This window comes from Serinicoccus profundi, from assembly GCF_008001015.1.
Lineage (GTDB): Bacteria > Actinomycetota > Actinomycetes > Actinomycetales > Dermatophilaceae > Ornithinicoccus > Ornithinicoccus profundi.
Map to the genome: position 1 here is coordinate 2,445,229 of NZ_CP042862.1, position 12,495 is coordinate 2,457,723.

Annotated in this window: 13 protein-coding genes; 2 read left to right on the forward strand and 11 right to left on the reverse strand. The window is 72.4% G+C overall.

Going from position 1 to position 12,495, the window contains the following annotated elements:
* Positions 1-91: 91 nt before the first annotated feature.
* Genes FA582_RS11310 through FA582_RS11350 form a run of 9 tightly spaced genes read right to left on the reverse strand, consistent with a single transcriptional unit; the run spans position 92 to position 8,789 of the window.
* Positions 92-1,048, reverse strand: coding sequence for an alpha/beta fold hydrolase (locus FA582_RS11310; protein WP_010148003.1), 957 nt, complete (start codon positions 1,046-1,048; stop codon positions 92-94).
* The gene (locus tag FA582_RS11315) at positions 1,045-1,779 is read right to left on the reverse strand and encodes a 3-hydroxybutyrate dehydrogenase (protein WP_010148004.1); all 735 of its coding nucleotides are present in this window, start codon (positions 1,777-1,779) and stop codon (positions 1,045-1,047) included. The genes FA582_RS11310 and FA582_RS11315 overlap by 4 nt, the downstream gene beginning before the upstream one ends.
* Complete coding sequence (locus FA582_RS11320) at positions 1,776-2,411, reverse strand: TetR/AcrR family transcriptional regulator (RefSeq protein ID WP_010148005.1); 636 nt, start codon at positions 2,409-2,411, stop codon at positions 1,776-1,778. The genes FA582_RS11315 and FA582_RS11320 overlap by 4 nt, the downstream gene beginning before the upstream one ends.
* Positions 2,411-3,979: a class I adenylate-forming enzyme family protein gene (locus FA582_RS11325; RefSeq protein WP_010148007.1), complete on the reverse strand. Its 1,569-nt coding sequence runs from the start codon at positions 3,977-3,979 to the stop codon at positions 2,411-2,413. Before FA582_RS11325 ends, FA582_RS11320 begins: the two co-directional genes overlap by 1 nt.
* Positions 3,976-5,130, reverse strand: coding sequence for a branched-chain amino acid ABC transporter permease (locus FA582_RS11330; protein WP_147899822.1), 1,155 nt, complete (start codon positions 5,128-5,130; stop codon positions 3,976-3,978). Before FA582_RS11330 ends, FA582_RS11325 begins: the two co-directional genes overlap by 4 nt.
* Positions 5,127-6,002: a branched-chain amino acid ABC transporter permease gene (locus FA582_RS11335; RefSeq protein ID WP_010148010.1), complete on the reverse strand. Its 876-nt coding sequence runs from the start codon at positions 6,000-6,002 to the stop codon at positions 5,127-5,129. Before FA582_RS11335 ends, FA582_RS11330 begins: the two co-directional genes overlap by 4 nt.
* Positions 5,999-6,802 carry an ABC transporter ATP-binding protein gene (locus FA582_RS11340; protein ID WP_010148011.1) on the reverse strand — a complete coding sequence of 268 codons (804 nt, stop codon included), beginning with the start codon at positions 6,800-6,802 and terminating at the stop codon, positions 5,999-6,001. The genes FA582_RS11335 and FA582_RS11340 overlap by 4 nt, the downstream gene beginning before the upstream one ends.
* Positions 6,799-7,602, reverse strand: coding sequence for an ABC transporter ATP-binding protein (locus FA582_RS11345; protein ID WP_010148012.1), 804 nt, complete (start codon positions 7,600-7,602; stop codon positions 6,799-6,801). Before FA582_RS11345 ends, FA582_RS11340 begins: the two co-directional genes overlap by 4 nt.
* On the reverse strand, positions 7,599-8,789 hold the full coding sequence (locus FA582_RS11350; RefSeq protein ID WP_051125171.1) for a substrate-binding domain-containing protein: 1,191 nt from the start codon (positions 8,787-8,789) through the stop codon (positions 7,599-7,601). The genes FA582_RS11345 and FA582_RS11350 overlap by 4 nt, the downstream gene beginning before the upstream one ends.
* Positions 8,790-8,980: 191 nt before the next feature.
* Between FA582_RS11350 and FA582_RS11355 the strand changes: the two genes are divergently transcribed.
* A complete protein-coding gene (locus FA582_RS11355; RefSeq protein ID WP_010148015.1) occupies positions 8,981-10,252 on the forward strand; it encodes a DNA recombination protein RmuC in 1,272 nt (423 codons plus the stop codon).
* A complete protein-coding gene (locus tag FA582_RS11360; protein ID WP_010148016.1) occupies positions 10,227-10,955 on the forward strand; it encodes a trypsin-like serine protease in 729 nt (242 codons plus the stop codon). Before FA582_RS11355 ends, FA582_RS11360 begins: the two co-directional genes overlap by 26 nt.
* Before the next feature lie 66 nt (positions 10,956-11,021).
* Here FA582_RS11360 and FA582_RS11365 read toward each other — a convergent pair whose 3' ends face one another.
* A complete protein-coding gene (locus FA582_RS11365) occupies positions 11,022-11,789 on the reverse strand; it encodes an amino acid ABC transporter ATP-binding protein (RefSeq protein WP_010148017.1) in 768 nt (255 codons plus the stop codon).
* Positions 11,789-12,487 carry an amino acid ABC transporter permease gene (locus tag FA582_RS11370; RefSeq protein WP_010148018.1) on the reverse strand — a complete coding sequence of 233 codons (699 nt, stop codon included), beginning with the start codon at positions 12,485-12,487 and terminating at the stop codon, positions 11,789-11,791. The genes FA582_RS11365 and FA582_RS11370 overlap by 1 nt, the downstream gene beginning before the upstream one ends.
* Positions 12,488-12,495: the final 8 nt, after the last annotated feature.

A 12,495-nucleotide genomic window follows, 5' to 3' on the forward strand; every position in this document is an offset into this window, starting at 1 on the left:
AGAAGGCGCCGAAGACGGACCCCAGCGCCACCACGACCGCCAGCGCCGCGACCGGGATGACCACCGCGACCCTGCGGAGGTTGGCTGTCGATCAGCCCGATCGTCCGAGGTCCTCCTCCAGGTGCGGCAGCAGCTGCTGCACGCCGCGCTCACCGAGCACGATGGTGTAGTGGTTGACGTCCTCGACCGGGACCACGCGCATCTGGGGCAGGCGCCGGGTCCACAGGTCGCGGGCCGCGTCAGCGTAGAGCGGCGGCACCTCGTCGAGCAACCCGCGGGGAGCGAGGAACCACGTGGCCGGTCGCGACGGCAGGCTCTCCAGGGCACGCTGCACCGACGCGCCGTCGACCAGCTCGCGGATGTCCTCCTCGAGCGCCGCGGGCCGAGTCGCCGGGCAGAGCTGCGGCTCCTCCCCCACCAGGTCGTAGTCGACGTAGGCGGTCACGACGTCGTCCCACTCCCTGCCGATGGCCGGGTGGGCGCGCCAGAAGTCGCGGTAGGCCTCCCGGCTCGGGAAGGTCCTGCGCAGCCGGTCCGCGGCGGGCCCGAGCACCGCGGCCGCGACGTCCTGCGGCGCGACGCCCGGGGGCGGGAGCAACGGCATACCTCCGTCGACGAGGTGCAGGCTGCGCACCAGGTGCGGGTGCCGGTCGGCGAGGACGATCGAGACGAAGGCCCCCATCGAGTGACCGACGGCGACGGCCTCGCGCACCCCGAGGTGCTCGAGGACCGCGGCGACGTCGTCGGCGTGGCGGGGCATGCCGTAGGGCCCGGGCAGGTCGCGAGAGCGCCCGCGACCCCGCAGGTCGGGGGCGATGAGCCGCACCCCGGGCAGGGCCCGGGCGAGCGCGGCGAAGGAGACGTGCGAGGCGGTGATCCCGTGGACCAGGACCGCCGTGTGGACCTCGGCGTCGGCGGGAGCCCCGTCGACATCCGGCTCCCACACGCCGACGTGGAGCTCGCCCCCCTCCACCGGCACGGCCACCTCGCGGTAGCGCGGGCCGACGACGGCGAGCACGGACTCGGGCAGGGTCGTGGTGGTGGTCATTGGGCCGTCCACCCACCGTCCATCGTGTATGACGTGCCCGTCACCATCCCGGCGCCGTCGGAGGCGAGGAAGGCCACCAGCCCGGCGACCTCGTCGGGCTCGATGAGCCGCTTCACCGCCGAGCGGGTCAGCATGACCTTCTCCACGACCTCCTCCTCTCCGATCCCGTGCGTCGCGGCCTGGTCGGCGATCTGAGCCTCGACGAGCGGAGTCCGGACGTACCCCGGGTTGACGCAGTTGCTCGTCACGCCCTGCTGGGCGCCCTCCAGGGCGATGACCTTGGACAACCCCTCCAGCCCGTGCTTGGCCGACACGTAGGCCGACTTGAAGGCCGAGGCGCGCAGCCCGTGCGCCGAGGAGACGTTGACGATGCGCCCCCACCCGCGGGCGTACATCCCCGGCAGCGCGGCCCGCGCCAGCAGGAACGGCGCCTCGAGCATGAGCCGGTGGATCAGCCGGAAGTCCTCCGGCACGAACTCGTGCACCGGGGCGACCCGCTGCACCCCCGCGTTGTTGACGAGCACGTCGCAGTCCACCGACGCCGTCTCCAGCGCCGGGGTGTCCGACAGGTCCACCACCCAGGGTCGGCCGTCGATCTCCTCAGCCAGGTCGGTGGCGGCCCGCTCGTCGCGGTCGGCCACCACGACCGTCAACCCGTCGGCCGCCAACCTGCGGCTGACGGCGGCGCCGATGCCGCTCGCCCCACCCGTCACGATCGCCGTGCGCGTCATGTCTGCTCTCCATCCGTCGTCGTGGTGGGCGCCAGGGCGCCCTCGATCAGGGCCATCAGCTGCTCGAAGACCGGCTCGGGGATCTGGCCCTCCTGCTCCCACAGGACCCAGCGCATCCCGATGAGCTCACCGGCGCCCATGAGGGCCCAGGCCGCCACCATGGGGTCCAGCGTGCGGATCTCACCGCGCCCCATGGCGGCGTCCAGGCCGGCGGCATACCCCGAGCAGATGTCGTCGTAGTGCGAGCGCATCACCTCGGGCGAGACGAACTCGGCCTGGCGGATGATGCGGTAGAGCGCGGGGTGCTCGGCGGTGAAGGCGAAGAAGGCGCGGAAGCCCTCCCGCTCGGCCTGAAGGCGGTCCGGTGCGGTCGAGGAGGCCTCGCTCATGGCCTGCCGCACCCGCCGCGACAGGTCGCGCACGACCTCGTCGAAGATCTCCTTCTTGCCGGTGAAGTGGACGTAGAACGTGCCGAGCGCCACCCCCGCGAGCTCGGTGATGCGCACGATCGAGGCGTCGGGGTAGCCGACGGTCGCGAAGACGTCCTCGGCCGCCTGCAGCAGCCGGGCCCTGGTGCGGGCGCCCCGGGCGGTGCGCGGTGCCGGGCGGGCGGTGCTCCCCTCCACGCTCATCACTGCTCCTGACCCTGGACGGCCCTCGCGACGAGCTCCCGCACGGCGCCCTGGTCGATCTTGCCGATGCCGACGACCGGCAGCTCGGCGACGGTGATGATCCGCTCGGGCACCTTGAAGGCCGCCAGGAGCGACCGGCAGTGCTCGAGCAGGTCGCGCTCGTCGGTCGCCACCCCCGGTCGCAGGACGACCACGGCCACGCCCACCTCTCCCCACCGCTCGTGCGGTATGCCGACGACCGCGACCTGCGCGACCGCCGGGTGCCGGCGCAGGGTGGCCTCGACCTCGGCGGGCGCGACGTTCTCCCCTCCGCTGATGAAGATGTTGCGCAGCCGGTCCACGATGCGCAGGTAGCCCTGCTCGTCGCGGGTGGCGACGTCGCCGGTCCACAGCCACCCGTCGTGGAGCACGGCGGCGGTGGCCTCCTCGTCGTGCAGGTAGCCGGTGAACAGCCCCGGCCCGGAGACGAGCAGCTCGCCGGTCCCGGCACCCTCCACCCGCTCACCCGTGGCCGGGTCCGCGAGCGCCACCTCGACGTGCGGGTAGGGCACGCCGGCCCAGCCGGCCCGCTGGGTCGCCTCGTGCGGAGGCAGGCAGAGCACGTTGGGGCCGGCCTCGGTGAGGCCGTAGCCCTGGGTCAGGGCCACGCCGCGGGCGTGGAAGGTGCGCAGCAGCGGCGGCGGCATCGGCGCACCGCCCACCACCGCGCTGCGCAGGCTGGTGAGGTCGGCGTCGGCGAAGGCCGGGTGCTCGGCGAGCAGGAGGTAGTGCGTCGGCACCCCCATCATCGTGCTCACGCCGTGCTCGGGGATGAGGCTCAGCACGCGGCCGGGGTCGAAGGTGCGCTCCAGCACGACGGTCGCTCCGGTCCACCAGGCCAGCAACGGCTGGATGTTCCACCCGCCGGCGTGGAACTGCGGGAGCACCGAGAGCACGACGTCGCGCTCGGTGAGCTCCAGGGTGCGCGACAGCGAGAGGTTGGTCCACCAGCAGGTGCGGTGCGACAGGACCGCGGCCTTGGGCGCGCTCGAGCTCCCGGAGGTGAGCACGATGAGCAGCGGGTCCTCGTCGTGCACCGGGGCGACCGGCGCGGGCGGGCGTCGGGTGATGCCCCCGAGCACCCCGGGACGCCCCAGCTCGGTGAGGTATGCCGTCGGCACCGGGTGGACGAGCAGCGCACCCAGCTCGCGGGTCAGGGACCCCGTCTCCTCCTCGACGACGAGCAGCACCGGGTCGAGCAGCCGCACCTGCCGGGCGAGCTCGGCCGGGGCCAGCCGCCACGACAGCGGTGCGAGGGCGGCACCCACCCGGGCGCAGGCGAAGAAGAGCACGACGTGGTCGGCGCTGTTGCCCACGAGCGTGGCCACCCGCATACCGGAGCCGATGCCGGCGCCACGCAGCACCGTCGCCAGCACCTCGACCCGCCGCTCCACCTCGCCGTAGCTCAGCACGACGCCGCGGTCGACGATCGCCGCGTGGGAGGGGGCGATGCGGGCGCGGTCGGCGGGCCAGCGGCCCAGGGTGTGCTGCCCGTCGGCCACCGCGCCGCCGCTCGTCGTCGTGCTCATGGTCGGGCGCCGCCCACCGGAGCGGCCTGCTGGTCGTCGTCCACGTCCTCCAGCCTCTCAGCACCGGGCCGCTGGTCGCCAGAGCCGCGGTGCCGCGCGCCCCGCAGCCGGGTCACTGTGCCCGCCAGACCACCGGGCAGGAACATCACCACGAGCACGAACAACGTGCCGAGGATGAACATCGGCTCCGACAGCGGGATCCGCAACGGGGCCGGCAGGTCGTGCACCCACTCCGCCTGGGCGAGGACGGTGAGCCGCTGGTTGAGCAGGACGTAGAGCACCGCCCCCGCCACCGCACCCCACCGGGACCCGACACCGCCGATGACGACCATGAGCAGCAGCGAGATGGTCAGCTCCGCGCTGACGATGTGGGGCACCGCGCCGGAGTTGAGGAGCAGGTGCACCATCCCCATCCCGATCGCGATGACCGACGCCGCGACGAAGATCGCCAGCTTGACGAGGAAGGGGCGCATGCCGAGCACGCGGACCCGCAGCTCGTTCTCGCGCACCGCCTCGGCGACGTGGCCGGCCCGGCTGCCCTGCACCCACGACACGAGCAGGAAGGTCAGGACGAGCGCGGCGAGCGCCAGCCAGTAGAGGTTGCGCGTGTCGGCGACGCCCACGAGGGCGGCGGGGACGTAGTCGGTCGGGAGCCGCAGCCCCTCCTCCCCGCCGGTCACCCGGCCCGGGTCGCGGCGCACGAGCACCGAGCCCGCCTGGGCGAAGGCCAGGGTCACCATGGCGAACGGGATCCCGGTCACCCGCAGGCTGACGGCGCCCAGGGCCAGGGAGAAGGCGACACCGGCGAGGAGCACCAGCAGCACCGAGGGCACGAGCCCCAGCTCCAGCTCGGACATGACGATGCCGAGCAGGTAGGCGCCGAAGCCGAAGTAGAGCGCGTGCCCGAAGGACAGGAGGCCGGCGACCCCGAGGAGCAGGTGGTAGGAGAGCGCCAGCGCGGCCATGACCATGGCGAGCGCGAGCAGGTGCAGGGTGCCGGGGGTGTAGGTCGGCCCCGGCAGCACCCCGGGCAGGTGCAGGTTGAGCAGCGGCAGGCAGGCGAGCAGCACCACGAGGGCGAGCGGCACCAGCCGGCCGACCCAGGCGCGGGCGCCCTGCGGGTATGCCGTGTCGGTCGCGGACGTGCTCATGCGCGCCTCCCCATCAGGCCGGAGGGCCGGGTGAGGAGCACCACGGCCAGCAGCACCACGACCGCGAGGTCCCCGGTGCCCCAGAGGTAGTAGTTGGCGAACTGCTGCAGGAGGGCGACGAGCACCGAGGCGATGGCCGCCCCGGTGAGGCTGCCCAGTCCGCCGATGACGGTGACGATGAAGGCGAAGATGAGCAGCGTCTGCCCGAGCAACGGCGAGACGTAGCCGAAGTAGTGGCTGGCCAGCACCCCGCCCAGCCCCGCGGCGATCCCGCCGATGGTGAAGACGAGGGTGAAGGCGGTGCGGACGTCGATGCCGAGCGCGGTGACCATGGCGCGGTTCTCCACCCCGGCGCGGATGATCATGCCGTAGCGCGTGCGCTGCAGGAAGAGCACCATACCCAGCAGGACCAGCCCGGCGACGAGGATCGCGACGAAGCGGTCGTTGGGCACGTTGGCGCCGAGGATGTGCGTCGTGCGGCCCATCCAGGGCGGCCCGGAGATGAACTTCGGGTCGGTGCCCCAGATGCCGTCGAAGAGGGCGACCGCGGCCAGCCCGAGACCGACGGTGACGAGCACCTGCTCGATGTGCCGCTCGTAGAGCCGCTGGACGAGGAGCCGCTCGGTGAGCGCGGCGAAGACCGCGCCTGCGAGCGCCCCGACCAGCAGGGACGCGGCGAAGCCGGTCCAGGTCGTGGCGCCGAGTCGCGAGGCCACCTCGAAGCCGAGGAAGGCGCCGAGGGAGAGGAAGACGCCATGGGCGAAGTTGAGGACGTGCATGAGCCCGTAGATGAGGGACAGGCCCGAGGCGACGAGGAAGTAGATCGCCCCCAGCCCGACCCCGGTGAAGAGCAGCAGGATGACGGTGCTCATGCGTGGTCCTCCCGGTCGGTGGTGGTGGCCGCCGCGCCGGGGGTGCCCGTGTCCCCGTGCACCCCGAGGAGCCGCTGGGTGAGGGCGTCGTCGGCGAGGAAGTCGGCCGCGGGCCCGTGGTGGACGCTGCGCCCGTCGGTGAGCACGACGGCGTGCTGCGCCAGGTCGCGCACGACCTGGAGGTTCTGCTCGACGAGCAGGACGGGCGCCACCTGCGCGGCGCGGGCCAGGACCCGGCTGACCTCCTGCACCAGCCGGGGCGCCAGGCCCTTGGTCGGCTCGTCGATGAGCAGGACCGTGTTGTCGTTGAGGAGGGCGCGGGCGAGGGAGACCATCTGCTGCTGGCCGCCGGAGAGGGTGCCCGCCGCCTGACCGCCGCGCTGCTTCAGCTCGGGGAAGAGGTCGTAGACGAGGTCGTAGCGGTGCTCGCTGCCGCGGCGCTCGGCGAGGCGGAGGTTGTCGGTGACGGTGAGGCCCGCGAAGACCTCCCGGTCCTCCGGCACGTAGCCCACGCCGCGCTGGACGATGACGTGGGTCTGCAGACCCACCAGGTCCGTGCCCTCGAGCTCGATCGTGCCCGAACGTCCGATGAGGCCGAGGATCGCCTTGATGGTCGAGGTCTTGCCGACACCGTTGCGGCCGAGCAGCGCCGTCACGCCCACGGGGGCGACGTCGAGGTCGACGTGCTCGACGACCTGCTGACCGGCGACGTGGGCCTGCAGGCCGCGGACCCGCAGCACGGGGTCGCCGACCGGGGGCTGCTCGGGGCGGACGGTTCCGCCCGGCTGTGTGCGCGTCATACCGACTCTCCCAGGTAGGCGCTCTGCACGGTCGGGTCGGCCATGACGGCCTCCGGGGTGTCCAGGGCGAGGAGGTGACCGAAGTGGAGGACGGCCACCCGCTCGACGAGTCCGAGCAGGACCTCCATGTGGTGCTCGACCATGAGCACGGTGCAGCCGTGGTCGCGGTGCAGGCCGCGGATCACCTCGGTGAGGCTCGGGACGTCGCCCGAGGCGACGCCGGCCATCGGCTCGTCCAGGAGGACCACCTGCGGGTCGGTGGCCAGCAGCATGGCGATCTCGAGCTTGCGCTTGTCACCGTGCGGCAGGTCGCCGGCACGGTGCTGCGAGCGGTGGGCCAGTCCCACCTCCTCGAGCAGCTCCCCGGCCCGCGTCGAGGCGGCATCGGTGCGGCGCGGCCGGGTGAACAGCGAGATGGCGTGGCCCTGGGTCACCTGGGCGGCCAGTCGGGCGTTCTCGTGCACGGTGAGACCGGGGAAGAGCGAGGACGTCTGGAAGGTGCGGCCCAGGCCGGCGACCGCGCGCTGCGTGATACTGGCGCGGGTGACGTCGCGCCCGGCCAGGAGCACCTGCCCGGACGTCGGCTGGTGCACCCCGGAGACGAGGTTGAACAACGTCGTCTTGCCGGCGCCGTTAGGGCCGATGACCCCGACGATCTGACCGGTGGGGACGGTGAAGGAGATGTCCTCCAGGATCTGCGCCCCGCCGATGCGCAGCGCGAGATCCCGGACCTCCAGGGCGGGGGCGGACGGCGCGCCGCCCGCCCCTCGTGCCTGGTCCGGTGGGGCGTATGCCGTCACTCGCCCGCGGCCTCCGGCGGCGCGACCTCGTCGGCGGGGACGGTGTCGATGACCTCGGGGACCCAGGCGTCACCGTCCTGCACGAGCTGGGCGGTGAACATGTCCTGGACGAGGGCGTGGTCGCCCTCGCGGATGGTCGTCGTGCCCTTGGGCCCCTCGAACTCCCAGCCCTCGAGCGCGTCGATCATCGCCGGGACGTCGTCGCCGCCACCCTCGGCCACGGCGTGGGCGATCATCTGGCCCGCGACGAAGCCGTCGACGGTGAACAGGTCGGGGGTGCCGCCCTCCTCGGTGACCGAGTCGACGAGCGCCTGGTTGACCTCGTTGTCCGGTGCGGTCGGGAAGTAGTGGGACAGGAAGGAGATCTGCTCGCCCGCGTCGCCGTAGGCCGCGAAGGTGGCGGAGTCGGCGAGGCCGGTGACGACCGGTGCCGCGTCGAAGACGTTCTGCTGGCTGAGGGACTGCCACATGTTGCCCGCCGTCGCACCGGCCCACGCCACGAAGATGAGGTCGGGGTCCTCGTCGACGACCTGACGGGCGAAGCCGGTGAACTCGGTGGCGTCCTCGGGGACGAGCACGCTCGCCACCTCGGCCCCCTCGCTGCCCAGGACCGCCTCGACCGCGGCGAGGTTGCCCTGGCCGAAGGCGTTGTCCTGGGCCAGCACGACGACCTTGCCGGACTTGTCCTCCAGCATGGCCCCGGCCGTGGCGACGTCCTGGAAGCTCTGCCGGCCGGAGCGGAAGGTGAACTCGTTGACGCCGGTGACCGCGTCGGTCGCGGCCGGGCCGGAGATGTAGAGGACCTCGTTCTGGGCCGCCTGCTCGGCCATCGCCGTGGCGATGCCGGAGACGACGGTGCCGCCGAGGATCGAGTAGTCCTGGCCGATGAGGTCCTTGGCCGCGGCCACGGCGGTGTCGGGGTTGCCCGCGTCGTCGCGGTACTCCACCTCGATCGTCGTGCCGTCCACCTCACCGGTGCCGTCGGTGGCATAGTCGATCCCGGCCTCGAGGCCCTGCTTGTACTGCTCGCCGTAGGCCGCCAGCGGCCCGGTCTCGGAGTAGATGATGCCGACCTTGGCGGTGCCGCCCTGCGACTCCTCACCACCGTCGGCAGAGCCACCTCCCTCACCTCCGCCCGACGTCGAGGGGGCGCATCCGGCCACCGCGAGAGCTGCGGTGGCGGACATCAGGGCGATCAGGCGGATGGGGCGTGCGGACACCTGGAGACACTCCTTCGTGCGTCGAACATGAAAGGTGATTCACGTTTCGTGTCAGAACGTACGGCAGGCCGGGCAGGGTGTCAACGAGGGCAGGGCGTCGTGACCGGATCGTGACCGGCTCCCGAGGTATGTCGGTGCCGCGTGCCACGGTGTCGCCCATGAGCACCACTGCACAGGCCGTCCTCCCCCTGGCCCTGGCCCTCCTCGTGGGCGTGGCCCTCGGGTGGGCGATCGGGCGTTCGGGCCTGCGCGCGCGGCTGGCCCGGGCCGACACCGAGGTGGCCCTCGCGCGGGCCGACCGCGATCGTGAGCGGTCGCGGGCCGAGGAGCTCCAGCAGGTGCTCGAGGAGACCGACCAGGAGGAGGAGAGCGACCGGCGCACGGCGGCCGAGCTGGCCCCCCTGCGCGCGTCCCTGGAGCGTGTCGAGCGCCAGGTCCGCACCCTGGAGCGGGACCGCGTCGAGCAGTTCGGGCAGGTCGGGGAGCACCTCGACCAGGTGGTGGCGCAGACCCGCGCGCTGCAGGAGCAGACGGCCGCCCTCTCGGGCGCGCTCTCCGCCTCGGGCACGCGTGGGACGTGGGGGGAGGTGCAGCTGCGCCGGGTCATGGAGCACGCCGGCATGCTGGCCCGGTGCGACTTCGACGAGCAGGTCGGGGCGGTCAGCCGGCACGACGCGCGGGTGCGCCCCGACGCCGTGGTGCGCCTGCCCGGCGACAAGGTGCTCGTCGTGGACAGCAAGGCACCGCTGTCCGCTTTCCTGCGCGCCCAGGCGCCGGAGCGCTCCCCCGCTCAGGTCGACGACCTGCTGCGCGACCACGCTGCGGCGCTCCGTGGCCACGTCGACGCGCTGGCGGCCAAGGACTACTGGTCGGCCTTCACGGTCTCCCCCGAGCTGGTCATCTGCTTCGTGCCCAGCGACGCGGTGCTGGCCGCCGCCCTGCGCGCGGCCCCCGACCTCTACGACCACGCGCAGTCCCGCAAGGTCGTGCTGGCCTCCCCGGCCACGCTGCTCGCGGTCCTGCGCGCGACCGCCCTGGCCTGGCAGCAGGACTCCCTGGCCGGCAACGCCCGCGAGCTGCTCGCGCTCGGCACCGAGCTGCACCAGCGGTTGGGCACCGTCGGGCGGCACACCCGGGCCATGGGCTCGGCACTGCGCCGCTCGGTCGAGGCCTACAACCAGCTGGTCGGCACCTTGGAGTCGCGGGTCATGGTGACCTCCCGGCGGATGAGCGAGCTCGGTCTCGCCGAGGACGAGCACCCGGTGCTGGCGCCGCTGGAGGTGGCGCCCCGACCCACCGGCCCCGACTGGCTGGCCGCCGAGCTGGCCGACGGGACGCCGCAGCGCACCCTCGGCGGGGAGCTCGAGTCGGGGGACGACAGCACCCCGGACGAGGCGTCAGGCCGTGACGGACGGCGCCGGACGGGTTAACACCGCCCTGCGGGCCGCGTGGCGCTGCACCGGCACCATGCTCGACGAGTCCACCTTCCTCACCGCCGGCCACTGCACCTACGGCGCGGAGGCCGTCAGCCTCTGGTTCGACGAGGACGTCGACCAGCTGACCTGGGCCGACTTCGGCTTCTTCTCCGACGCCCAGGTCAACGCCGACGCGTGGAGCACCACGGCCCTGTCCCACCCCGACTACGACGACTCGGCGTTCTACCTGCCCTACGTCGGCGTGGTGGACGACGTCGTCCTCAACCCCGGCACGACCTTCGAGGCCTACGGCGAGCTGCCCGAGCTCGGCTACTGGGACGAGCAGCTGGCGACCCGCAAGCGGGACCGCGACAGCTACACCACGGTCGGTTACGGCTTGCAGCGCAGCCTCCCCGACCAGGGCGCCGCGACCTTGACCGAGGCCCTGTGGGTCCGGCTCAAGGCGCACGGTGAGCTGCTCGGCAACCGCCAGTTCGACGGCGGCAAGACCAACGACGCCTATGTCGTGCTCACCAACAACGCCAACACCGGAGGCACCTGCTCGGGGGACTCCGGCGGTCCGACCTTCATCGAGGACACCACCACGGTGGTGGGGGTCACCTCCTTCGGCGTCAACACGACGTGCACCGGCACCGGTGGCGTCTACCGCATCGACACCGTCGACGACCTGGCCTGGATCAGCAGCTTCGTGGGCTGAGACAGCTCCAGGACAGCAGGGCAGACGTCCGGGCGGGGTCGCGTGCGACCCCGCCCGGACCTGTCCTCAGTGCTGGCCGAGCTCGGCCAGGAAGGCGCGTCCGCGCTCGCTGCTCGGGCGTCCCAGGACGTTCTCGGGGGGCCCTTGCTCAGCGATGCCGCCGTCGGCGAGCAGGACCACCCGGTCGGCCGCGTCGCGCGCGAAGCGCATCTCGTGGGTCACCACGACCATGGTCATCCCCTCGGAGGCCAGGTCCTTCATCACCTTGAGGACCTCCCCCACCAGCTCGGGGTCCAGCGCCGAGGTGGGCTCGTCGAAGAGCATCAACGCCGGATCCATCGCCAGCGCCCGGGCGATCGCCACCCGCTGCTGCTGGCCACCGGAGAGGTTGTCCGGGTAGGCGTCGGCCTTGTGGTCCAGGCCCACCCGCTCGAGCAGGGTGTGCGCCCGATCCTTGGCCTCGGCGGCACTGCGGCCCAGGACCTCACGCTGCGCGACGCAGATGTTCTCCCGCACGGTCATGTGGGGGAACAGGTTGAACGACTGGAAGACCATCCCGATGCGCGACCGGATGCCGTTGAGGTGCTTCTCGTCGTAGTTGAGCCGCTCGCCACCGACGTCCGTCGTACCATCGGTGATGCGCTCCAACCCGTTGATGCAGCGCAGCAGGGTGGACTTGCCGGCCCCGGAGGGCCCGATGAGACAGACCACCTCGCCCCGCGCCACGTCCAGGTCGATCCCGTCCAGCACCGTCGTGGACCCGAAGGCCTTGACGATGCCACGGAGGCGGACGACCGGCTCACCGCTCGTCGCCGTGCTGTCCTCGATCGCCATCAGAACACTCCTTCGCTCTTGGCCTTGGCCTTCGCCTGCACCTCGGGCCGCCGGTGCTTGCTCAGGCGCGACTCCAGCCTATTGACCAGCAGCGTCAGCACCAGCACGATGGCGAGGTAGTAGATCGCCACCACCACGTAGGACGTGAGCGGCTGATAGGTGGAGGCGGCCATGTTCTGCGAGGTGCGGAACAGCTCGGTCATCCCGATGAAGGCGACCAGCGAGGAGTCCTTCACCGCGATGATGTACTGGTTGCCCAGCACCGGGAGGGTGGTGCGCAGCGCCAACGGCGCCTGCACCCGCTTGAGGGTCTTGAGCCGGGACATCCCCAACGACCGTGCCGCCTCGGTGAGGCCCTTCGGCACCGCCTGGAAGCCCGAGCGGATGATCTCCGCGATGTAGGCCGAGTTGTGGAACGCCAGCGCAAGCGCCCCGGCCCAGAACGCGGGCAGGGTCACGACGTAGGCCAGACCGAAGTAGATGATGAAGATCTGCGTGATGAGCGGGGTCCCGCGGACCAGCCCGATGTAGGCGGTCGCGAGCCATCGCAGCGGGCGCACCGCACTCATCGCCATCCAGGCGACGACCGCACCGGCCACCATCGCCAGCACCAGGGACACCGCGGTCAGGCTGAGGGTGACCCAGGTGGCCTCCAGGAACAGCGGCGCATACTCCGCGAAGAGGGAGACGAAGTCCACGGTCCTGC